17 protein-coding genes are annotated in these 19,096 nt (G+C 73.0%); 16 read left to right on the top strand and 1 reads right to left on the bottom strand.

Going from position 1 to position 19,096, the window contains the following annotated elements; translation table 11 throughout:
* Window positions 1–157 precede the first annotated feature (157 nt).
* The 11 genes from ACFVDM_RS35635 (at window position 158) to ACFVDM_RS35685 (ending at window position 12,229) form a co-directional block, all read left to right on the top strand.
* The gene (locus ACFVDM_RS35635) at window positions 158–1,705 is read left to right on the top strand and encodes a DUF2637 domain-containing protein (protein WP_383650800.1); all 1,548 of its coding nucleotides are present in this window, start codon (window positions 158–160) and stop codon (window positions 1,703–1,705) included.
* A gap of 395 nt (window positions 1,706–2,100) precedes the next feature.
* Window positions 2,101–3,222: an SMP-30/gluconolactonase/LRE family protein gene (locus ACFVDM_RS35640; protein WP_383650610.1), complete on the top strand. Its 1,122-nt coding sequence runs from the start codon at window positions 2,101–2,103 to the stop codon at window positions 3,220–3,222.
* Complete coding sequence (locus ACFVDM_RS35645) at window positions 3,219–4,661, top strand: MFS transporter (protein WP_383650613.1); 1,443 nt, start codon at window positions 3,219–3,221, stop codon at window positions 4,659–4,661. The genes ACFVDM_RS35640 and ACFVDM_RS35645 overlap by 4 nt, the downstream gene beginning before the upstream one ends.
* A gap of 95 nt (window positions 4,662–4,756) precedes the next feature.
* Window positions 4,757–5,803, top strand: a complete 1,047-nt coding sequence (locus ACFVDM_RS35650) for an AfsA-related hotdog domain-containing protein (protein WP_383650615.1) — start codon at window positions 4,757–4,759, stop codon at window positions 5,801–5,803.
* A gap of 9 nt (window positions 5,804–5,812) precedes the next feature.
* A complete protein-coding gene (locus ACFVDM_RS35655; protein WP_383650619.1) occupies window positions 5,813–6,472 on the top strand; it encodes an HAD-IA family hydrolase in 660 nt (219 codons plus the stop codon).
* 76 nt (window positions 6,473–6,548) lie between these two features.
* A complete protein-coding gene (gene fabG / locus ACFVDM_RS35660) occupies window positions 6,549–7,253 on the top strand; it encodes a 3-oxoacyl-ACP reductase FabG (protein ID WP_383650622.1) in 705 nt (234 codons plus the stop codon).
* Window positions 7,254–7,354: 101 nt separating this feature from the next.
* Window positions 7,355–7,789 carry an ester cyclase gene (locus tag ACFVDM_RS35665; RefSeq protein WP_383650625.1) on the top strand — a complete coding sequence of 145 codons (435 nt, stop codon included), beginning with the start codon at window positions 7,355–7,357 and terminating at the stop codon, window positions 7,787–7,789.
* A gap of 84 nt (window positions 7,790–7,873) precedes the next feature.
* On the top strand, window positions 7,874–8,140 hold the full coding sequence (locus tag ACFVDM_RS35670) for a phosphopantetheine-binding protein (RefSeq protein WP_383650630.1): 267 nt from the start codon (window positions 7,874–7,876) through the stop codon (window positions 8,138–8,140).
* The gene (locus ACFVDM_RS35675) at window positions 8,133–9,356 is read left to right on the top strand and encodes a beta-ketoacyl-[acyl-carrier-protein] synthase family protein (protein ID WP_383650633.1); all 1,224 of its coding nucleotides are present in this window, start codon (window positions 8,133–8,135) and stop codon (window positions 9,354–9,356) included. The genes ACFVDM_RS35670 and ACFVDM_RS35675 overlap by 8 nt, the downstream gene beginning before the upstream one ends.
* Complete coding sequence (locus ACFVDM_RS35680) at window positions 9,353–10,468, top strand: beta-ketoacyl synthase N-terminal-like domain-containing protein (RefSeq protein WP_383650635.1); 1,116 nt, start codon at window positions 9,353–9,355, stop codon at window positions 10,466–10,468. The genes ACFVDM_RS35675 and ACFVDM_RS35680 overlap by 4 nt, the downstream gene beginning before the upstream one ends.
* Window positions 10,469–10,552: 84 nt before the next feature.
* Window positions 10,553–12,229, top strand: coding sequence for a phytoene desaturase family protein (locus ACFVDM_RS35685; protein ID WP_383650637.1), 1,677 nt, complete (start codon window positions 10,553–10,555; stop codon window positions 12,227–12,229).
* 221 nt (window positions 12,230–12,450) lie between these two features.
* Here ACFVDM_RS35685 and ACFVDM_RS35690 read toward each other — a convergent pair whose 3' ends face one another.
* Window positions 12,451–13,221, bottom strand: a complete 771-nt coding sequence (locus ACFVDM_RS35690) for a 3-oxoacyl-ACP reductase family protein (protein ID WP_383650639.1) — start codon at window positions 13,219–13,221, stop codon at window positions 12,451–12,453.
* A 262-nt stretch (window positions 13,222–13,483) separates the two neighbouring features.
* On the opposite strand from ACFVDM_RS35690, the gene ACFVDM_RS35695 reads away from it, so the two are divergent.
* The 5 genes from ACFVDM_RS35695 to ACFVDM_RS35715 all read left to right on the top strand — a co-directional run bounded on the left by ACFVDM_RS35695 (window position 13,484) and on the right by ACFVDM_RS35715 (window position 19,051).
* On the top strand, window positions 13,484–14,500 hold the full coding sequence (locus ACFVDM_RS35695; RefSeq protein WP_383650641.1) for a Gfo/Idh/MocA family protein: 1,017 nt from the start codon (window positions 13,484–13,486) through the stop codon (window positions 14,498–14,500).
* A complete protein-coding gene (locus ACFVDM_RS35700) occupies window positions 14,497–15,708 on the top strand; it encodes an ATP-grasp domain-containing protein (RefSeq protein WP_383650643.1) in 1,212 nt (403 codons plus the stop codon). Before ACFVDM_RS35695 ends, ACFVDM_RS35700 begins: the two co-directional genes overlap by 4 nt.
* Window positions 15,709–15,809: 101 nt before the next feature.
* Entirely contained in the window at window positions 15,810–17,093 is a 1,284-nt protein-coding gene (locus ACFVDM_RS35705; RefSeq protein ID WP_383650645.1) for an acetyl-CoA carboxylase biotin carboxylase subunit family protein, read from the top strand.
* On the top strand, window positions 17,080–18,357 hold the full coding sequence (locus tag ACFVDM_RS35710; RefSeq protein ID WP_383650648.1) for an MFS transporter: 1,278 nt from the start codon (window positions 17,080–17,082) through the stop codon (window positions 18,355–18,357). Before ACFVDM_RS35705 ends, ACFVDM_RS35710 begins: the two co-directional genes overlap by 14 nt.
* A gap of 94 nt (window positions 18,358–18,451) precedes the next feature.
* On the top strand, window positions 18,452–19,051 hold the full coding sequence (locus ACFVDM_RS35715; RefSeq protein WP_383650652.1) for a phosphoribosylanthranilate isomerase: 600 nt from the start codon (window positions 18,452–18,454) through the stop codon (window positions 19,049–19,051).
* Window positions 19,052–19,096 lie beyond the last annotated feature (45 nt).

The raw sequence follows: 19,096 nt of genomic DNA on the forward strand, positions 1-19,096 counted from the left end.
TACGCGCCGGCCCGGCCGCCGGCGGCCGGGTCCGTGCCCGGACGCGCGAAGCCCGGTTCCCTCGCGGGGCCGGGCTTCGCCCCTCCCCGCGCGACGGCCCGGCCCGGCATGTGCCAGGCTGTGCCCGCCGGAAACGTATATGGGGAGGGGATCGCGGGTGGCCGCGATGCAGTTGACACGCACGCACCGGATACTCATCGGGCTCGTCATCGCCGGTGCGGTGCTCATCGCGGGGATCGGCTTCGCGGGGTCGTACGCGGCCGTGCGCGAACTCGCCATCGACAAGGGCTTCGGCACCTTCTCGTACTTCTTCCCGATCGGCATCGACGCCGGCATCTGTGTGCTGCTCGCGCTGGACCTGCTGCTGACGTGGCTGCGCATCCCGTTCCCGCTGCTGCGGCAGACGGCCTGGCTGCTGACGGCGGCGACCATCGCGTTCAACGGCGCGGCGGCCTGGCCCGATCCGCTGGGCGTCGGCATGCACGCGGTGATCCCGGTGCTGTTCGTCGTGGCCGTCGAGGCGGCCCGGCACGCGGTCGGCCGGATCGCGGACATCACGGCCGACAAGCACATGGAGGGCGTGCGGCTGACCCGCTGGCTGCTGTCGCCGGTGCCCACGTTCCGGCTGTGGCGGCGCATGAAGCTGTGGGAGCTGCGCAGTTACGAGCAGGTCATCAAGCTCGAACAGGACCGGCTGATCTACCAGGCCCGGTTGCAGGCCCGGTTCGGGCGCAACTGGCGCCGCAGGGCGCCGGTGGAGTCGCTGATGCCGCTGCGGCTGGCCAAGTACGGTGTGCCGCTGGCCGACACGGGTCCGGCCGGGCTGGCGGCCGCCGGGGTGGAGCCGGTGCTCCTGCCCCCGTCGCCGGTCCCGGCCGCCGTGGAGACCCCCGCCCCGGCCCCCGCGCAGCCCGAACTCGCCGCCGCGCCGCGGCAGGAGCAGGACGCCGGGCCGGAGTCCCGGCAGTACCAGCAGCAGTACGCGGGGCAGGGGCCCCAGCAGGGGCTCCAGCAGCAGCCCGCCGGTCCCGACGCCGATTCCGCCGAGAATCCGTGGTTCGCGACGCAGGCGCAGATGGACGCGTACGCGGGCGCGTACGACCCGACGTACATCGAGGGGCTCGAACCCTCCCCGGTGATGGTTCCCTCGGGTCCGGGCGGGCGGATGCGTCCGCTGGGGGACGTCGGCACGATCGGCGCGGTCCAGGGGCAGATGCCTGTCCAGCAGGGGCCGGTCCAGGGGCAGGTGCCCGTCCAGCAGGGCCAGATGCAGGTGCCCGTCCAGCAGGGGCCCGTCCAGGGGCAGACGCAGGTGCCGGTCCAGGAGCAGGTGCCGGGGCCCGTCGTCGCGCGGGAGCACATCGCGGTGCAGGAGCCGCTGGCCGCGCAGGTGCCCGTCTCCACGCAGGAGCAGGGTGCCGCGGTGCCGGCCGTCCAGGAGGAGCCGGTGCCGGTCGCGGAGGCGGCCGAGGAATGGGCCGAGAAGTGGGCGCAGGAGGACGCCGAGTTCAGTGAGCTGGCGTACGAGGTGTTCGCGACGTTCGTGCGGGAGAACAACACGTATCCGAGCATCGAGGTACTCGACATACATCTGTCGGACGCCCACAATGTGCGTCACCCGCGCAGCCTGGCGCTGCTGCGGCAGCTGATGCACGGGTTCAAGAACCGCTACCACCAGGAGCTGGACGCGGAGCACATCGCGTGATCCGCTGAACCGCGCGCTTCCGACGAGGGCCGTCACCCGCAGGACCGGGTGACGGCCCTCGGTGCTGTCCGGGGCGATGTGTCTTAAGGGGCACGGCCGATACGTCCTAGGTCCTCTACATATCGTCGCGCGGCCCGCCTAGATTCGTTGACGTACCGCAAATGAATACGAACCACGGCACGGCACGACAGCGCGAAGGCCGGTTTCCCTACCCAGGAACCGCCCCCCGACCAGGCATTCTCTGCCGCCGCACATTCGCGTCACCCTTTCGTTTTCCGGTCCGTCGTGCTTTTCGCCGTCCTTCCGTCGTCGGCTTCCGAAAGATCCGTGCGCGCATTTCCCCCCGTCCACTTCGCGCGGTGAATTCCGCCGGCCCCGTCAATGAGAGGAACACCGTGTCCCGCGCCCTTCCGCTACGAGCCGTGCTCGCCTCCGCGGCCGTTCTCACGGCGATCGCGCCGATAGCCCTGCCGGCTCCCGCGCTGGCCGCCGCCCCCTCCACGGCGGCCGCGGTCGCCGGCCGTCACGCCGGTCCTGCCGTGATCGACACCCGGGCGACCGATGTCTATCCGGAGGGCGTCGCCTGGGACCCCACGCGCCGTGCCTTCCTGGTCGGCTCCGCCCTCAAGGGCACCCTCTCGGTGATCCGGCTGGACGGCACCGTGACCGAGCTGGCGCCGAGCCTCGGCATGGTCTCGACGCTCGGTGTCCGGGTGGACGTCGCCCGCAACCGCATCCTGGTCGCGTACAGCGACTTCTGGATCCGTCAGCGTCTGGAGGTCGGGGACCAGCCGCCGACCTCGGGCGTGGCCGTCTACGCCCTGGACAGCGGGAAGCTCCAGCGCCGCATCGACGTGGCGCGCGGGCTGCCCCGTACGTTCGCCAACGACCTGACCTTCGACCCGAAGGGCAACATCTACGTCACGGACTCCGTGTCGCAGACGCTCAACCGGATCGATCTGCGGGGCCGGGTCACCCCGGTCGTCTCCGACCCGCGGTTCGCCGCGGACATCGTCGGGCTGAACGGGATCACCTGGCACCCGGACGGCTATCTGCTGGCGCTGCGCTACGACAACGGCGCGATGTACAAGATCTCGCCGAACGCCCGGCCGGGCCACCGGGTGGCCGAGGTCCGGCTGCCGGAGCCCCTGGTGGGCACGGACGGGCTGGCCCTGCGTCCGGACGGTTCGCTGGTCGTCGTGACGAACGACATCGGCTCCAACGTCGGTGCGCCGGGCGGTGTCGACGCCGTCACGGTCGTGGACTCGAAGGACGGCTGGCGCAGCGCCCGGGTCCGTTCGCGGGTGGACGACTGGCCCGCCGCCGGTCCGACGACGGTGGCCGTGACTCCGTACGGCGACTACGTGCTCAGCGGTGAGGTGGGCACGGTCCTGGTCGGGCAGGTCTCCGACCGGATCGTTCTGCGTCGCCTGCCCTGCGCCCCCGCGCGCCTTCCCTCCACGAGCAGCAGCTCCTCCAGCGGCAGCTCCTCCATCAGCAAGGGGACGATCCGATGACGGAAACCCGAGGTCGCGGCCCGCTCTGGGGTCTGGTGGCCACTTCTCTGCCCATGTTCATGGTGTCGCTCGACAATCTCGTCGTCACCAACGCGCTCGCCGAGATCGGCAAGGACTTCGAGGTCCGGCAGTCCGAGCTCCAGTGGGTGATGAACGGTTATGTGCTGGCGTTCGCCGGGCTGTTGCTGGCCGGTGCGGCGCTCGGTGACCGGTTCGGCCGGCGCCGGGTGTTCCTCGGCGGTGTGGCGCTGTTCACGGCCTCGTCGGTGGCGTGTGCCATGGCCGGTTCGGTCGTGACGCTGGTGATCGCCCGGGTGGCCCAGGGCGCGGGCGCGGCGGCGATCCTTCCGGTGTCGCTCACCCTGGCGGTGGGCGCGGTCTCGCGGGCGCAGCGCAATCTCGCGGTCGGTGTGTGGGGCGGCGTCAACGGCCTCGGCATCGCGGCGGGTCCGCTGGCCGGTGGTCTGGTGACCGAGAAGATCGACTGGAGTTGGATCTTCTGGATCAACGTGCCGGTCGGTGTGATCGCGCTGCCGCTGGCGCTCTGGGCGGTGTCGGAGAGCCGGGGCCGTGAGCGCAGTCTGAACATTCCGAGCATGGTGCTGGTGACCGGTTCGGTGGTCTCGGCGGTCTGGGGCATCGTCTCGGCTGCGGACCACGGCTGGGGCCGTCCGAACACGCTGATCGGGCTGTCGCTGACGGTGGTCCTGGCGGTGGCGTTCATCGTCTCCGAGCGGTCGAGCAGCACTCCGCTGATCCCGACGCACATGTACCGGGCGCGGGCGTTCGTGCTGAGCAACGTCGTGTCGATCACGATGTACTTCGGGGTCTTCGGCTCGATCTTCTTCCTCACGCAGTTCCTTCAGGGCCCGATGGGCTACTCGCCGTTCGAGGCGGGGCTGCGGACCATTCCGTGGACGCTGGCGCCGATGTTCGTGGTGCCGGTGGCGAGCCAGTTCGTGGACCGGATCGGCGGCGGGGTGCTGCAGGCCGCGGGCTGTGCGCTCCAGGGGATCGGGCTGGGCTGGATCGCCCTGGTCGTCACTCCGGACGTGGGGTACGGCGCGATGGTGCCGGCGCTGGCGCTGGCCGGGATCGGCATGGGGCTGGTCTTCGCCGGCAACCCGGCCACGGTGATCTCGGCGGTGCCGGAGAACGAGCAGAACAAGGCGTCGGGTGCCAACAACACCAGTCGCGAGTTCGGCGGTGCGCTCGGAGTGGCGGCGCTGACCACGGTGTTCAGCCGTCAGGTGGCCTCGAACACCTCGGGCGATCCGGCCTCGGCGTTCACGGACGGTCTGGAGGCCGCGCTGTGGATCGGGGTGGCCGTGGTGATGCTCGGCGCGCTGAGCGGGCTGTTCATCCGGCGCAGTGCGGAGCGGGCCGGTGATCTGGCGGACGCCGAGAGCCGGGAGCAGGTGTCGGTCGCGGCCCACTGACGCGCCGCCCCTTCCGTACAGCTCCTTCCGTACCGCCCCGTACCGCCCCGTTCCGCCCCTACTGCCCGTCCCGAGAACAGGTTTGGAGGTTTCCGATGACCACTCAGGTGCTGGAGGAGTCCGCGACGACCGCGGTCCCCGCCGTCGAGTACGGGCGCACGATCGAGCGCTCGCTCGCGCACCGGTCCGCGATATCCGAGGTCTTCGTCACGGACGTCAGGACCGTACGTCCGATGGCGGTGACCGCCGGGATCCATCTGCCGCTGACCCACCTCTACTACAGCGACCACCGCACCCGGCCGAAGCCGCACGATTCGCTGCTGCTGCTGGAGGCGGGGCGGCAGGCGGCGATCGCCGGTTCGCACACGAACGCGGGGGTGCCGCCCGGGACGCTCGCGATCGTGCACGCCTTCCGGTTCGAGGTGCGCGACCTGGCGGCGCTGCGGATCGGCGCCGAGCCGGGCGCGCCCCGGGTCGACACCGACTTCTTCGGAAAGACCGCGCGGCACAGCGGGCGGTACCGCAAGGGCCGGCTGGAGCAGCGCATCTTCCTGGGGGAGGTGCACGTCGCCGATCACTCGATGGACGTGCTGTTCCTCAAGGGGGACGAGAACGAGATCCTGCGCCATGCCCAGCGGGGCACGCCGGCGCCGCTGAGCACCGACTTCACCGAGGACACCCGGGCGGTACGGCGGGTGGCGCCGGAGCTGGTGGGGCGGGACAACCCGCTCAACGTGGTGCTGGGCATACCGGAGTTCTCGGCGGAGGAGGTCGTGGCGCCGGTCGTGCCGCGCTTCGACAATCCGGCGCTGTTCGACCACGCCTACGACCACCTCCCGGCGATGACGCTGGTGGAGGCGGCCCGGCAGCTGGCGCTGCTGACGGCCGGGACGGAGCGGGCGGCGTCCACGTCGGCCGATCTGTGCGCGGTCGGTTACGAGGGCGGCTTCCAGCGCTTCGCGGAGCTGGACGTGCCCCTGACGGCGACCGCGGCGCGGGCGCCGGAGCGGGAGGGGCGGTACGCGATCCGGGTCCGCTTCCGGCAGGGCGCGGAGGAGATCGCGGATCTGACGGTCACGGTCGCCGATGTCACCCGGGTGCCCGCCGCCCCCGCCCGCGTCCCGTCCGTCGAAGGAGCGTGAGGAGCCGGTATGTCCGAGAACACCACCGCACCGCCCATGGCCGTCTGGTCGGACTTCGGCGGGGTGCTGACCCCGCCGCTGGCCCACACGATGAAGACGTTCTGCGCCTCGATGGGGCTCGACCAGAGGGTGCTGGGCCGGGCGCTGGCCACGGTCACCGCCCGGTACGGCACCAGCGACATCATGCTGCCGATCGACACGCCCCTGGTGACGGAGGAGGAGTGGCTCCAGGAGATCGGTGACGTGCTGGAGGCCGAGCACGGGGTGACCCTGCGGCTGACCACGATGGCGGACGCCTGGTTCGACGGGCGGGAGACCAATCACGCCTGGGTGGCCCAGCTCCGCAAGGCGCGCGACCGCGGCGCGTTCGTCGGGATGCTGTCGAACATGGTGCCCGCCTGGGACCCGTACTGGCGGCGGATGATCGAGCCCGAGGCGCTCTGGGACGACGTGCTGCTCTCCTTCGAGGTCGGCCACCGCAAGCCCTCCCCCGGCATGTTCGCGCTCGCGGAGCGGCGTTCGGGTCTTCCCGCGGACCGCTGTGTGCTCGTGGACGACCTGCCGGAGAACTGCGCGGGCGCCGAGGCGGCCGGCTGGCAGGCGGTCCTGTTCACGGACGCCGAGAGCGCGGGCGCCCAGCTCACCGCCCTGTGGGAGGACCTGGCGTGAGGTTCCCGACCACCATTCCGACCGTCGTCCGGTCCTGTCCCCGGGGCGCGGCGCGTCCCCTGAGGAGGAAGCACCCATGAGTCGCTCCGTACTCGTCACCGGTGGCAACCGGGGCATCGGCCTCGCCACCGCGCGGGCCCTGGCGGCCGAGGGCCACAAGGTCGCCATCACCTATCGCAACGGCGAGCCGCCGCCCGGTTTCTTCGCGGTGCGGTGCGACGTCACCGACGGCGAGCAGATCCGGGCGGCGGTCGAGGAGGTGACGATCCAGCAGGGGCCGGTCGAGATCCTGGTCTCCAACGCGGGCATCACCCGTGACCAGTTGCTGATCGGGATGCCGGAGGACGACTTCCGGTCCGTGATGGAGACCAACTTCGAGGCGGCCGTCGCGATCACCCGCGCGGTGGTCCCGGCGATGATCAAGGCCCGCTGGGGCCGGCTGATCTACATGTCGTCGATCAACAGCATGTCCGGTGCGCCGGGGCAGACCAACTACGCCTCCGCGAAGGCGGCGCTGATCGGTTTCGCCCGGTCGCTGGCGATCGAGCTGGGCCGGCGGAACGTCACGGTCAACGTGGTGGCGCCCGGAATGATCGAGACGGACATGGTCGAGCACGTCACCGACGCGCGCCGCCGGGCGGCGCTGGCCAGGACCGCGCTGGCCCGCACCGGCACCCCCGAGGAGGTGGCCGCCGCCGTGCGCTTCCTGGCCGGCGAGGACGCCTCGTACGTGACCGCCGGGGTCATCCCGGTCACGGGCGGTCTGGGCGCCGGGCACTGAGCCCGGACCGCCGCCCCCGCAGATGTGCCGGGCCCGTCCCGGGCCCGGTCCCCCACAGCTCCACCCTCCGATCCCCCCCACCCTCACCGAAGGAGTACGCCATGAGCACCGAAGCACTCGACCTCTCCATCAACATGGGCCTGATCTTCAACGACCTGAGCGAGGAGGCGGCCCTCGCGTACGTCGCCGACGGCTTCGTCGACCACGAGGCCCAGCCGGGCGTGCCGAACGGCCCGTACGGCTACCTCGGCACCGCCCGCTGGGTGCACAGCGCGTTCGAGGGTGCGACCTGGTCGCACCTGGACAGCTTCTCCGAGGGCGACCGCGCGGTGCTGCGGCTGCGCTTCACCGGGAAGCACACCGGTGACTTCCTGGGCTTCCCCGCCTCGGGCCGCGAGGTGGACGTCGAGCAGACCCACATCTACCGGATCGAGGACGGCAAGGTCGTCGAGCACTGGGGCTTCCGCCAGGACCTGCTCCTGCTGAGCCAGATCGGTGCCGTCTCCCTCAAGCCGCCGGTCCCGGCCGCCGCCTGACCGTCCGGCCGGCCCGTCCGTTCAATCCGTCAGTCCGTCAGTCCGTCAGTCCGTCACTTATTTCGCGTTACGAAGGGACCCGTCATGACCGTGCAGACCGTGGAACTGGACGCCGAACTGCGCACCCACGTCATCGACATCGTCAACGAGGAGCTGGAGCTGGAGGAGGGTGAGCTGACCGACGACGGTCTGTTCATCGAGGACTACGACAGCGACTCGCTCACGCTGATAACCGTCGTCTCCCGCATAGAGAAGGAGCTGGGCTTCGTCCTCCCCAAGGAGGAGCTGGAGTCCCTGACCACGCTCCGGGCGCTGCTCCTCGCCGTCGAGGGATGCGCGCGGAATGCCTGAGCCGACCCTGCGCCGAGTCGTCATCACGGGACTCGGAGCGGTCAGCCCGGTGGGAATCGGTGTGCGGGACTTCGCCGATTCCCTCCGGGCGGGCCGGGTCGGCATCGGGCCGGTCCGCAGCTTCGACGCCACCCCGTTCCCCGGCCGCAAGGCCGCCGAGGTCGAGGACTTCGACCCCTCCGCCCTCCTCCGCCACCTCGACCCGGACCGCTGGGGCCGCAGCGCCCTGCTGGCCGCCGCCGCCTCCCGGCTGGCCGTCGAGGACTCCGCCCTCGACCCCGAGCTGCTGAGCGCCGGCCGGTCCGGCTCCATCATGGGCACCACCAGCGGCGAGGCCGCGGTCGCCCAGAGCCTGGGCGGCCAGTGGGTCACCCAGGGCCTCAAGGGCCTGGAACCCCGTCTGGTCGGCCAGCTGCCCGCCGGGCAGATCGCCGGCGCGGTCAACGCCGAACTCGGCCTCACCGGCGACGCCCAGACCATCCCCACCGCCTGCTCGGCCAGCAACTACGCGCTGGGCTACGCCTACGACATGGTGCGCTTCGGCGAGGCCGACTTCATGCTGGCCGGCGGCGCCGACTCGGTGAACCGGCTGACCCACGCCGGGTTCTACCGGCTCGGCGCCATGGCCGAGGACCTGCCGCGGCCCTTCGACGCCAACCGGTCCGGGATCGTCACCGGCGAGGGCGGCGCGGCGCTGCTCCTGGAGCCCCTCGACCACGCGCTCGCCCGGGGCGCCCGCATCTACGCCGAGGTGCTGGGCTACGCCGCCAACTGCGACGCCTCCCACATGGTGCACCCCGACGCCACCAGCATCGCGGAGTGCATCAGGACCGCCCACCGCAACGCCGGCGTCGTCCCGGAGCAGATCGACTACATCTGCGCCCACGGCACCGGCACCCCCACCAACGACGCCACCGAGGTCCGGGCCGTGCGCCAGGTCTTCGGGGAGCGCCCGCCGCCGATCAGCTCCATCAAGTCGATGCTCGGCCACACCATGGGCGCGGCCAGCGGCTTCGGCGCCATCGCCTGCTGCACCGCGCTGACGGAGGACTTCCTGCCGCCCACCGCGAACCTGGTCGAGACCGACCCGGAGCTGGGGCCCGGCGTGGACTGCGTGCCGGGGCAGGGCCGTCCGGCCCGGGTGGAGATCGTCCAGAACCACGGTTTCGCCTTCGGCGGCAACAACGTCATCACCATCCTCGGGAGGTACCTGTGACCACGGCCGCCCCCGTGCAGCCCCTGCCGGTCGTCGGCGCCGGGGTGGTCTCCAGCGCGGGCTACGGACTGGCGCCGCTGGCGGCGCCGGGCGGGGCCCCGGCGCCCGGCGCCGCCGGACCGGACACGGACTATCCGCCGCGCCCGGTCCGCCCGGTCGACGGCTTCCGCGTCGCCGACCACCTCGGGCGCAAGGGCACCAAGATCCTGGACCGGCTGGCCGGTCTCGGCCTGGTCGCCTGCAAGCAGGCCCTGGAGGCGGCCGGACCCGCCTCCGGGACCGACCCGGCCCGCAGCGGGGTCGTCCTCGCCACCAACACCGGGTCCATCGCGGGCTATTCGGACCTGCTGTACGACACCCTGACGCAGGAGAAGCCCTATCTGATCAACCCGGGCAAGTTCGCCGGGAGCGTCATGAACTGCAGCGCCGGGCAGATGGCCATCCGGCACGGGCTGAAGGGGCTCAACGCCACCGTGGCCGGGGGCCGCAGCGCCAGTCTCTACGCCTTCCGGCACGCCCGGCTGGCGATGACGGCGGGGCGGGCCGAGCAGTTGCTCGTCGGCGGCGCGGAGGAGCTGAGCGCCCCGGCCGCCTGGGCCTGGCACCACGCGGGCACCCTGCGCGAGTCCGCCCCGGTCGGCGAGGGCAGTGCCGTCTTCGTCGTCCGGGACCGGGAGCGTCCGGACGAGCCCGTGCTGGCCGAACTGCTGGCCTGCGAGGTCGGTTTCCACGGCTGGACCGGGGTGCGCGGGCGGCCCGGACCGCGGCGGGGGCTCTCCGCCGGGCTGGTCCTGGCCGTCGAACGGGCCCTGGAGCGTTCCGGGGTGACCGCCGAGGAGGTGACCGATGTCTCCCTGGGCGCCGGCGACCACATCGGGCTGGACCGGCTGGAGGAGCGCGCGGTGCGCCGGGTGCTGGGCCGGCTGCCGGACCCGGTGCGGGTCACCGAGGTCCTGGGCGAGACCTACAGCGCGGGCGGGGCGCTCCAGCTCGCCGCCCTGCTCGCCCGCTGGCAGAGCGTCCCGGGCGGCGGGAGCCCCCGGCTCGGGCTGATCACCTCGGTCGGCCACGACGGCAACGCCGGGGCGCTCGTCGTCCGCGAACGGATCTGAACCCCCGTTCACGAACCACGGGACCGGGGCCCCGCCCAGGGCCTGTCCAGACAGGCCCTACGAGAACAGGACGGTTGAAGCTTCATGGTGCAGCGGGATGAGTGGGACGCCATCGTCGTCGGGAGCGGCATGGGCGGCCTGGTGTGTGCGGCGTACCTGGCCGCGAGCGGGCGCCGCGTCCTCGTGCTGGAGCAGCACGACGTGGCGGGCGGCAACAGCCATGTCTTCCGCCGCCGCCGGGCCTACGAGTTCGACGTGGGCGTCCACTACCTGGGCGACTGCGGGCCCGGCGGGGTGCTGCCGGCGATCTTCTCCGGGCTGGGGCTCGACGGGCGGGTGACGTACCGGGAGATGGACCGGGACGGCTTCGACCGGATCGAGCTGCCGGGCCTCACGATGGACGTGCCGGTGGGCTGGGACGCGTACACCCGGCGACTGACGCAGGCGCTCCCGGCGCAGCGGGCGGGCATCGAGCGGTTCACCCGGATCTGTTCGGCGGTGGCGGCGGAGACCCGTTCGATGATGCTGTCGGACGGGGAGGTGTCGCTGGCGGATCTGCTGGCGCGGACCCCGGTCACGGCCGAATGGGGCCGCCGCACCCTGTCCGAGCTGTTCGACCACTGCGGGCTGACGCCCCGGGCGCGTACGGTGCTGGCCGCGCAGTCGCCCAACTACGGGATGGGGCCCCGGCAGGCCGCGGTCTCCACCCACGCGGCCGTCACCGACCACTATCTGCGGGGCGCGTACTACCCCGAGGGCGGCGGCCAGGTGCTGGCGGCGGCGCTGGTGGAGTCGCTGGAGGCGCACGGCGGGGAGCTGCGCACCCGCAGCCGGGTGGAGCGGATCCTCGTCGAGGGCGGCCGGGTCACCGGCGTCGGGATGACGGACGGCGACGTCCACTCCGCCCCGCTGGTCGTCTCCAACGCGGACTACACCCGGACCGTGCTCGATCTGGTGGGCGAGGAGCACTTCGGCCGCCGGGTGGTGTCGCGGACCCGGCAGGCGAAGATGGCGCTGCCGCTGGCCACGCTGTACATCGCCCTGGACCGGGAGCTGCCGGCCCGGCCCAACGCCAATCTCTGGTGGTACCGGGACGACGACATCGAGCAGTACTACGAGCAGGTGGCCAAGGAGAGCATCAGCCCGGTGCCGTTCCTGTTCGCCTCCTTCGCCTCGCTGAAGGACCCGGGCACCCCGGCGGTCTGCCCGCCCGGACACAGCAACTTCCAGGTGATGACGCTGAGTCCGCCCGGCTACGACTACTGGGGGGTGAACCAGGGTCCGGCCGCCGGCGAGCGCTACCGGCGCAACGGGGCCTACCAGGAGCGCAAGGCCGAGCTGACCGAGTCGATGCTGAGCGCCGCCGAGGAGGCGCTGGGCCCGTTCCGCGACCACATCGTGCATCTGGAGACGGCGACGCCGATCACCCACGAGCGGTACACGCTCGCGACCGGCGGCACGCCCTACGGGCTGGCCGAATGGGGCGGTACGGGCAGCCGGCCCGACACCCGCACCACCATCGAGGGGCTGCACATGGTCGGTACCAACACCCGGCACGGGACCGGGATCACCGGTTCCGCGGTCGGCGGGATGGCGCTGGCGGGGCAGCTGCTGGGCCGGGGGCTGATGGCCGAGGTCCACCGGGGCGCCCGGCTGGGCGACCCGGACCTGCTGCCGGAGCGTGCGGCGGGCTGGGATCCGCTGGCCGTGTCGCGCGGGGCGGGGCGGCGCGGCGCGCGCGGACTGGCCCGGATCGGTTGATCCGGACGCGGCGGTACGGGAAAGCCCCGGGGGGACGTCCCCCCGGGGCTTTCCCGGCTGTCCGGACGCGCAGGGCGTCCCGCTCCCGTCCGGTGGCGGGCATGCGGGGGCGTGCGTACGCGGGCGCGCAGGGGCGTGCGTACGCGGGCGCGCAGGGGCGTGCGTACGCGGGCATGCGGAAGGGCCCGCACCGGGGTTGCCGGTGGACGGGCCCTCCGGTGCTACTTGGCGCGGCCGAGGCCGAGCTGGGCGGCCCAGCCGCCGTCCACGCGCAGCAGTTCGCCGGTGATGTACCCGGAGTCCTCGCCGGCCAGGAAGGAGACCGCCCCAGCCACCTGCTCGGGCGTGGCGAACTCCCGCAGCGGGAGCTGGCGTTTGATGGAGCGGCCGCCGTCCTTCTCCAGCAGCCCGCCGATCAGTTCGGTGGCGGTGAAGCCGGCGAGGACCGCGTTGACGCGGACCTCGAAGCGGGACAGCTCGATGGCGGCGGCGCGGGTGAAGGCGTTCACCGCGCCCTTGGAGGCGGAGTAGTTGGACTGGCCGACCCAGCCGCCCTCGCCCATGACCGAGGAGATGTTGACGACGTTGCCCTCGCGCTGGGACATGAAGTGGCCGGCCGCCGCGCGGGTGCAGTGGTAGACACCGCCGACGTTGACCTTCAGCACCTCCCACCAGTCCTCGGGGGCCTGGTCGAAGAGCAGTCCGTCGCGGGCCACGCCCGCGTTGTTGACCAGGATGTGCAGTCCGCCGAGGCCGTCCTTCGCCTCGTCGACCAGGCGCTGTGCCTCGTCCGGGTCGGAGACGTCCGCGCGCAGGGCGATCGCCCGGCCGCCGAGCGCGGTGATGTCCTCCACCACGCGCTCGGCCTCGTCCTTGCGGGAGCGGTAGTTCACGGCGACCGCGGCACCGTCGGCCGCGAGGCGGAGCGCGATGGCCCGCCCGATTCCGCGGGATCCACCGGTGACCAGGGCGGCCCGGCCTTCGAGGCTCATCGAATCGACTCCTTCTCCGAAAGGCGGAATTCAAGGGTCCGGGAATTCCCGAATGACGCCCGGCCAGGCTATCCAGCGAGGAAGCCGGGAAGGGAGGCCCGACCGCTGTCACCTCGGCTCCGCCCGTGTTCCTTTCGGGGTATTCCGATGTCTCCGCACGCTCATTCAAGTGGTCCGCCGCCGGTTACGGGAATTGGCCTGGCCGCCCTTCCGGGGCCGCTGCGAAGCTCCTTTCACCACGACAGCGAAGGGCGGTAAACAGATGAGGAAGAAAGGCAATTCACCTTCCGTCATCGTCGGATACGGGCACGCGGGCCGCGATCTGCACCACCGGGCACTGCGCGACCTCACCGGCGGCCAATCGGCGGTGATCGCCGTCGACCCGCGCCCCGCCGAGGTGGCGGGAGGCACCTGGGTACCGGACGTGCGCGGCGCCGTGGCGGCCCTGTGGGCGGCCGGGCACCGGGTGTCCGACGCCGTCTTCCATGTGGCGGTGCCCCCGGGCGCGCACCGGGACTGCCTGGAGGAGCTGCTGCGCGCGGGTGCGCAGCGCTTCATCCTGGAGAAGCCGATCGCGCACACCGTGCAGGAGGCCGCGCATCTGGTGGAGCTGGTGGAGGCCACCGGGGCCCAGGTGCTCCCGATGAGCGTCTGGCCGGCCAGCCGGGTCACCGAGGCCGCCGAGGAGCTGGTGGCGGCCGGGGCGATCGGCACACCGGTCTCGTACCACATGGAACAGAGCAAGCCCCGCTTCCGCCGTTCGCTGGAGACCCGGGGCCACGGCAGCGCCTTCGAGGTGGAGCTGCCGCACCAGCTGCTGCTGGCGCTGCATCTGGCGGGCCCGGTGGCCGAGGTCACCGACTCGCGCGGCTGGGACCTGCCGCTGCCCACCGGGCGGCTCGCCCGGCTCGGCGGCGCCGAGGTCGTCCTGCGCCACACCTCCGGGGTCACCACCACCCTGTACACCGATCTGGGCTCGCCGGTGCGCCGCCGCCGGCTGCACGTCCACGGCACCGAGGGCACGCTCGTGGCGGACTACCCGGTCTCCGGGGACGACGACTTCGGCCAGGTCCGCATCGCCGGCCGCCCGGTCCACCAGGTCGTCCAGGACGCCCCGCTGACCCGGTTCATCGAGCAGGCCTACGCCCACTTCCGCGGCGAGCGCCCCGCCCCGCGCAGCGATCTGGCCGTCCATCTGGAGTCCATGGAGCTGCTCGACACCGCGCGCGCCGCCGCGTTCGCCGGGGCCGTCGCCCCTCTTCCCCAGGAGGCGGCATGAGCACCGTCCTGATCATCGAACCGCGCTCGTCCGGCCTCGAACTGGTCACGCGCGCCCATGAACTGGGCCACACCGTCCTCGTCCTGACCTCCGGCACCGAACCCGGCACGGTCCCCGACAAGGCCGACCGGATCGTCACCGCCGACACCCTGGACCGGGCCGCCGCGCTCGACGCCGTCCGCGCCCTGCACGCCGAGACCCCGCTGGACGCGGTCCTGCCCGGGTTCGAGCACTTCGTCGAGCTGGCCGCGCACACCGCCGCGATGCTCGGGTTGCCCGGCATCGACCCGGCGGGTGTGGAACCGCTGCGCCACAAGCACCGGATGCGCCGGGCACTGGACGCGGCCGGGCTCGACCAGCCGCGCTACCGGGCGGTCTCCCACGCCCGTTCGGCGGCCGCCGCCCACGCCGAGCTGGGGCCCGTCTGCGTGGTGAAGCCCGTGGACCAGTCGGGGAGTCTCGGGGTGCGCCGGGCCTCGTCGGCGGCGGAGGCGGTCGACGCCTTCCGGGGCGCGCTGCGCGCCGCCCGGGTGCCCGGGGCGCGAGGGGCGGGGCTGGTGCTGGTCGAGGAGTACGTGGAGGGGCCGGAGTACAGCGTCGAGGGCTACGTCGAGGACGGCCGGACGCACATCCTCGGCATCACCGAGAAGATCCTCGGCGCGGAACCGCACTTCGTCGAGGTCGGGCACATCGTCCCGGCCCGGCTGAAGCCCTCCGTCTCCGCCGCCGTCCGCGCCTACATCACCCGGGTGCTCGCCGCCGTCGGCCTCGGGCTCGGCCCGTTCCACGCCGAACTGCGGATGTCCGACCGCGGCCCGCTGCTGATGGAGGTCGCGGCCCGGCTCCCCGGCGACCGCATCCCCGATCTGCTGCGGCTGGCCTGCGGCCACGACCTGTACGAGATCATGCTCCGCTCCTATCTGGGCCTGCCCAACCCCGAACCGGCCGCGCCGCGCACCGGCGCCCGTGCCGGCATCCGCTACTTCCTGCGCCCCGGCCTCACCGAGTACCGCGAGTTCCGGGTCGATCCGCTGCTCGCCTCCGACCCGCGCGTCCGGGAGATAGGAGTCCTGCTGCCCCCGAACATCCCCCTGCCCGACCCCGGCAGCTCGTCGGGCCGGCTCGGCTATGTGCTGGCCGCCGGCGCCTCGTACCGGGAGACGGCCGGGGTGCTGCACCGCGCCGAACAGGCCGTCACCTTCGGCTGACCCCGCGCACGGCCGCCGCCGGACCTCCGTACGGCCGTCCCGGACCCCCCACGTCCGTCCACCGACCCCGCACCACCGTCCCTGACCCTCCGGAGAACCCGATGAACCGCCATGTCCTGATCCTCAACCGCTGGACCAACTCCTTTGCCGAGTACCACCGTTATCTGGACCACACCACCGACCGGATCGCCTATCTGACCACCCCGGCCGGCCGGGCCCCGCTCGACGCGGAGCAGGCCGAGGAGATCCGCGTCCTGCCCGATCTCTCCGACACCGACGCCGTCCTCGCCGAGACCGCCGAACTCATCGACCGGTACGGCCCGTTCACGCATGTCCTCGCCCTGTCGGAATTCGATCTGGAGCCCGCGGGCGAGATCCGCCGCCGCTTCTCCGTCCCCGGACGCGGCCCCGGTGAGGTCGCCGCCGTCCGCGACAAGGTCGTCATGAAGGGCCTGGTCGCGGCGGCCGGACTGCGGGTGCCCGCCTTCCGGGAGACGCCGGCGGCCTCCCTGGTCCGGGAGTTCGCCGACGACCACGGCTATCCGTTCGTCCTGAAGCCGCGCGCCGGCGCCGACAGCCAGGGCGTGCACGTGGTGCGCTCGGCCGGGGAGCTGGACGCGCTGCTGACGACCGCCGATCTGGCGGACGCCCAGTGCGAGGAGTACGTCGACGGGGTGCTCTACCAGATCGACGGGGTCGTGAGGGGCGGCCGGCTGCTCACCTCGCGCGCCTGGCGGTGCGGCGGCAGCTGCCTGGACTTCGCCACCGGCACCGCCTTCAGCTCCGTCGCCAACGACGACCCGGTGTTCGAGGCCCGGGTGACCGCCTTCGCCGAACGGGTCTGCGCGGCCCTGGACCTCACCGACGACGTCTTCCACCTGGAGGTCTTCCGCACCCCGTCCGCCGACGGCGAGGACGGTCTGGTCTTCCTGGAGATCGGCGCGCGGGCCGGCGGCGGCCAGGTCCGCTTCGTCTGGGAGGAGGTGTACGGGGTCGACCTCGTCGCCGCCTCCGCGCGGGTGCAGCTCGGCGAGGACCCGGCCGTCGCGCCGATGGACCTGGCCGGGCCGGTCGCCGGCTATCTGATGATGCCCGAACCGCCGGTCCGCCCGGCCGTCGTGGACGCGGTGACCTCCCTGGTGGGGACGGTGCCCGCGCTGTACGCCGAGACGCTGCCGCCGCCCGGCACCGTGCTCAGCGGCAACGGCGGCGCCGTGCACACCGCGGGCACCTTCCGCTTCCGGGCCCGCTCCTCCGCCCAGGTGGACGAGGCGATCCGGCGGACCCTGGACGCCTACCGGCTCGACTGGCACCCGCTGGACGAGCGGCAGCCCGTCGGGGCCGGGGCCCGAGGCGTTCCGGAGGGCTCCGATGACCTCGGCTGAGCTCCTCGACCGGGCCGGGCCCGGCGCCTCCGGAGAGCCGCCCCGGGGACTCTGGCACCACCGCGACTTCCGCCGGCTGTGGGCCGGGCAGACCGTCTCGCTGCTCGGCTCCCGGGTCACCGAACTGGCCCTGCCCGTCACCGCGATCGTGCTGCTCGACGCGGGCCCGGCCCAGCTGGGGCTGCTCAACAGCGCCCAGTACCTGCCGGTGCTGTGCGTCACGCTGTTCGCCGGGGTGCTGGCCGACCGGGTGCGCCGCCGTCCGCTCCTGATCGCCGCCAACCTGGGGCGGGCCGCGATCCTCACCGCGGTGCCGCTGCTGGCCTGGCTCGGCGGGCTCGGCGTCTGGGCGCTGTGCGCGGTGGCCTTCGCCACCGGGGTGCTCACCGCCCTGTTCGACGTGGCCTACCAGGCGTACGTCCCCTCGCTGGTCGCCAAGGAGCGGCTGGTCGAGGGCAACAGCAAGCTCCAGGCCAGCCGTTCGGTCGCGGAGACCGCCGGGCAGGGGCTCGGCGGCACGCTGATCCAGGTGCTCACCGCCCCCGTGGCGATCCTCGTGGACTGCCTGGGCTATCTCTTCTCCGCCGCGATGCTGCTGCGCATCCGCACCCCGGAGGAACCGCCGGCCCGTGCGGAGGGGACCCGCCCCTCGGTGCGCCGGGAGATCGTCGCGGGGCTGCGGATGACGCTCAACAGCCGGCTGCTGCGGGTGATCATGGTGCACGCCTCGCTGTACAACCTGCTCTGGGACGTGGTCCTGGTCGTCTTCCCGCTCTACGGCATCCGGGTGCTGCACCTCGGCCCGGCCGGGCTCGGCGTGATCATCGCGGCCGGCAGCATCGGGGCGTTCGGCGGGGCGCTGTCCGCCGGGCGGCTCGGGGAGCGGCTGGGCACCGGCCGGGCCATGGTGTTCGGCATGCTCGTGGCCTCGGCCGCGACGCTGCTGCTGCCGCTGGCCCCCGGCTCCGGCTCCACCACGGGGCAGGTGCTCCTCGGTGCCGGATACGTCCTCAACGGCTTCGGCATCGCGGTCTTCAACATCCACTCGATCACCCTGCGCCAGGCGACCGTGCCGCCCGAGCTGATCGGCCGGGTCAGCGCCACGTTCCGCTTCCTGACCTGGGCGGTGATCCCGCTGGGCGGGCTGCTCGGCGGACTGCTCGCCGCCGCGGCCGGGCCGCGCACCGCGCTCGCCCTCACGGCGGGCGGGCTGACCGCCGCCGCGCTGGCCTTCCTCTGCTCGCGCAGCGCGATGCGCTCCTGAGCCGCCGGCCACGCCCGGGACCCTTCGGCCCTGACAGCATGGGCCCGCGTCCCACCCACGCACCACCCGCCCCGTTCCGGATCCAGGAGGAAACGTGTACATCAAGGTCTGCGGTCTCAGTCGCCCCGAGGACGTGGCCGCCGCCGTCGAGGCCGGGGCCGACGCCGTCGGCTTCGTCCTCACCCCGAGCCCCCGACAGGTCGCCCCGGACACCGCCCGCGCCCTGGCCGCCCTGGTCCCGGAGGGCATCGCCACCGTCGCGGTGTTCCGGGGCGAACCGCTCGACGAGGTCCGCAAGGCCGCCGCCGAGGCCGGGGTCACCACGGTCCAGCTGCACGGCGACGAGCCCCCGGAGCACTTCGCGGCGCTGCGCGCCGACGGCTTCCGGCTGGTCCGGGCCACCTCGCCGGGCAGCGGGGCACCGCTGGAGACCGGGGCGTACGGCGAGGACCTGCTGATCGTCGACTCGCCCCGGCCCGGCTCCGGGGAGCGCTGGGACCCGGCCGCGCTGGGCGCCGCCCCCACCGGTTCCTGGCTGCTGGCCGGCGGGCTCGGCCCGGACAACGTCGCGGCGGCCGTCACCGATCTGCGCCCCTGGGGCGTGGACGTCTCCAGCGGGGTCGAGGCCTCCCGGGGGGTGAAGGACCCGGCCCTGATCACCCGGTTCGTGGCGGCGGCCCGCGCCGCCGGCTGACCCCCGCCTCCCCCACGGCGGTGCCTCCTTGAGCGGACGCGCTGT

Origin of the sequence: Streptomyces sp. NPDC057682, assembly GCF_042799575.1 — a bacterium.
Taxonomy (GTDB): Bacteria; Actinomycetota; Actinomycetes; order Streptomycetales; family Streptomycetaceae; genus Streptomyces.

What these genes read in the sequence shown, in the direction of transcription:
- ACFVDM_RS35645 (WP_383650613.1), top strand. Translation starts at nt 3,219, where the DNA reads ATGACGGAAACCCGAGGTCGCGGCCCGCTCTGGGGTCTGGTGGCCACT.
- ACFVDM_RS35650 (WP_383650615.1), top strand. Translation starts at nt 4,757, where the DNA reads ATGACCACTCAGGTGCTGGAGGAGTCCGCGACGACCGCGGTCCCCGCC.
- ACFVDM_RS35655 (WP_383650619.1), top strand. Translation starts at nt 5,813, where the DNA reads ATGTCCGAGAACACCACCGCACCGCCCATGGCCGTCTGGTCGGACTTC.
- fabG (WP_383650622.1), top strand. Translation starts at nt 6,549, where the DNA reads ATGAGTCGCTCCGTACTCGTCACCGGTGGCAACCGGGGCATCGGCCTC.
- ACFVDM_RS35665 (WP_383650625.1), top strand. Translation starts at nt 7,355, where the DNA reads ATGAGCACCGAAGCACTCGACCTCTCCATCAACATGGGCCTGATCTTC.
- ACFVDM_RS35670 (WP_383650630.1), top strand. Translation starts at nt 7,874, where the DNA reads ATGACCGTGCAGACCGTGGAACTGGACGCCGAACTGCGCACCCACGTC.
- ACFVDM_RS35675 (WP_383650633.1), top strand. Translation starts at nt 8,133, where the DNA reads ATGCCTGAGCCGACCCTGCGCCGAGTCGTCATCACGGGACTCGGAGCG.
- ACFVDM_RS35685 (WP_383650637.1), top strand. Translation starts at nt 10,553, where the DNA reads ATGGTGCAGCGGGATGAGTGGGACGCCATCGTCGTCGGGAGCGGCATG.
- ACFVDM_RS35690 (WP_383650639.1), bottom strand. Translation starts at nt 13,221, where the DNA reads ATGAGCCTCGAAGGCCGGGCCGCCCTGGTCACCGGTGGATCCCGCGGA.
- ACFVDM_RS35695 (WP_383650641.1), top strand. Translation starts at nt 13,484, where the DNA reads ATGAGGAAGAAAGGCAATTCACCTTCCGTCATCGTCGGATACGGGCAC.
- ACFVDM_RS35700 (WP_383650643.1), top strand. Translation starts at nt 14,497, where the DNA reads ATGAGCACCGTCCTGATCATCGAACCGCGCTCGTCCGGCCTCGAACTG.
- ACFVDM_RS35705 (WP_383650645.1), top strand. Translation starts at nt 15,810, where the DNA reads ATGAACCGCCATGTCCTGATCCTCAACCGCTGGACCAACTCCTTTGCC.
- ACFVDM_RS35710 (WP_383650648.1), top strand. Translation starts at nt 17,080, where the DNA reads ATGACCTCGGCTGAGCTCCTCGACCGGGCCGGGCCCGGCGCCTCCGGA.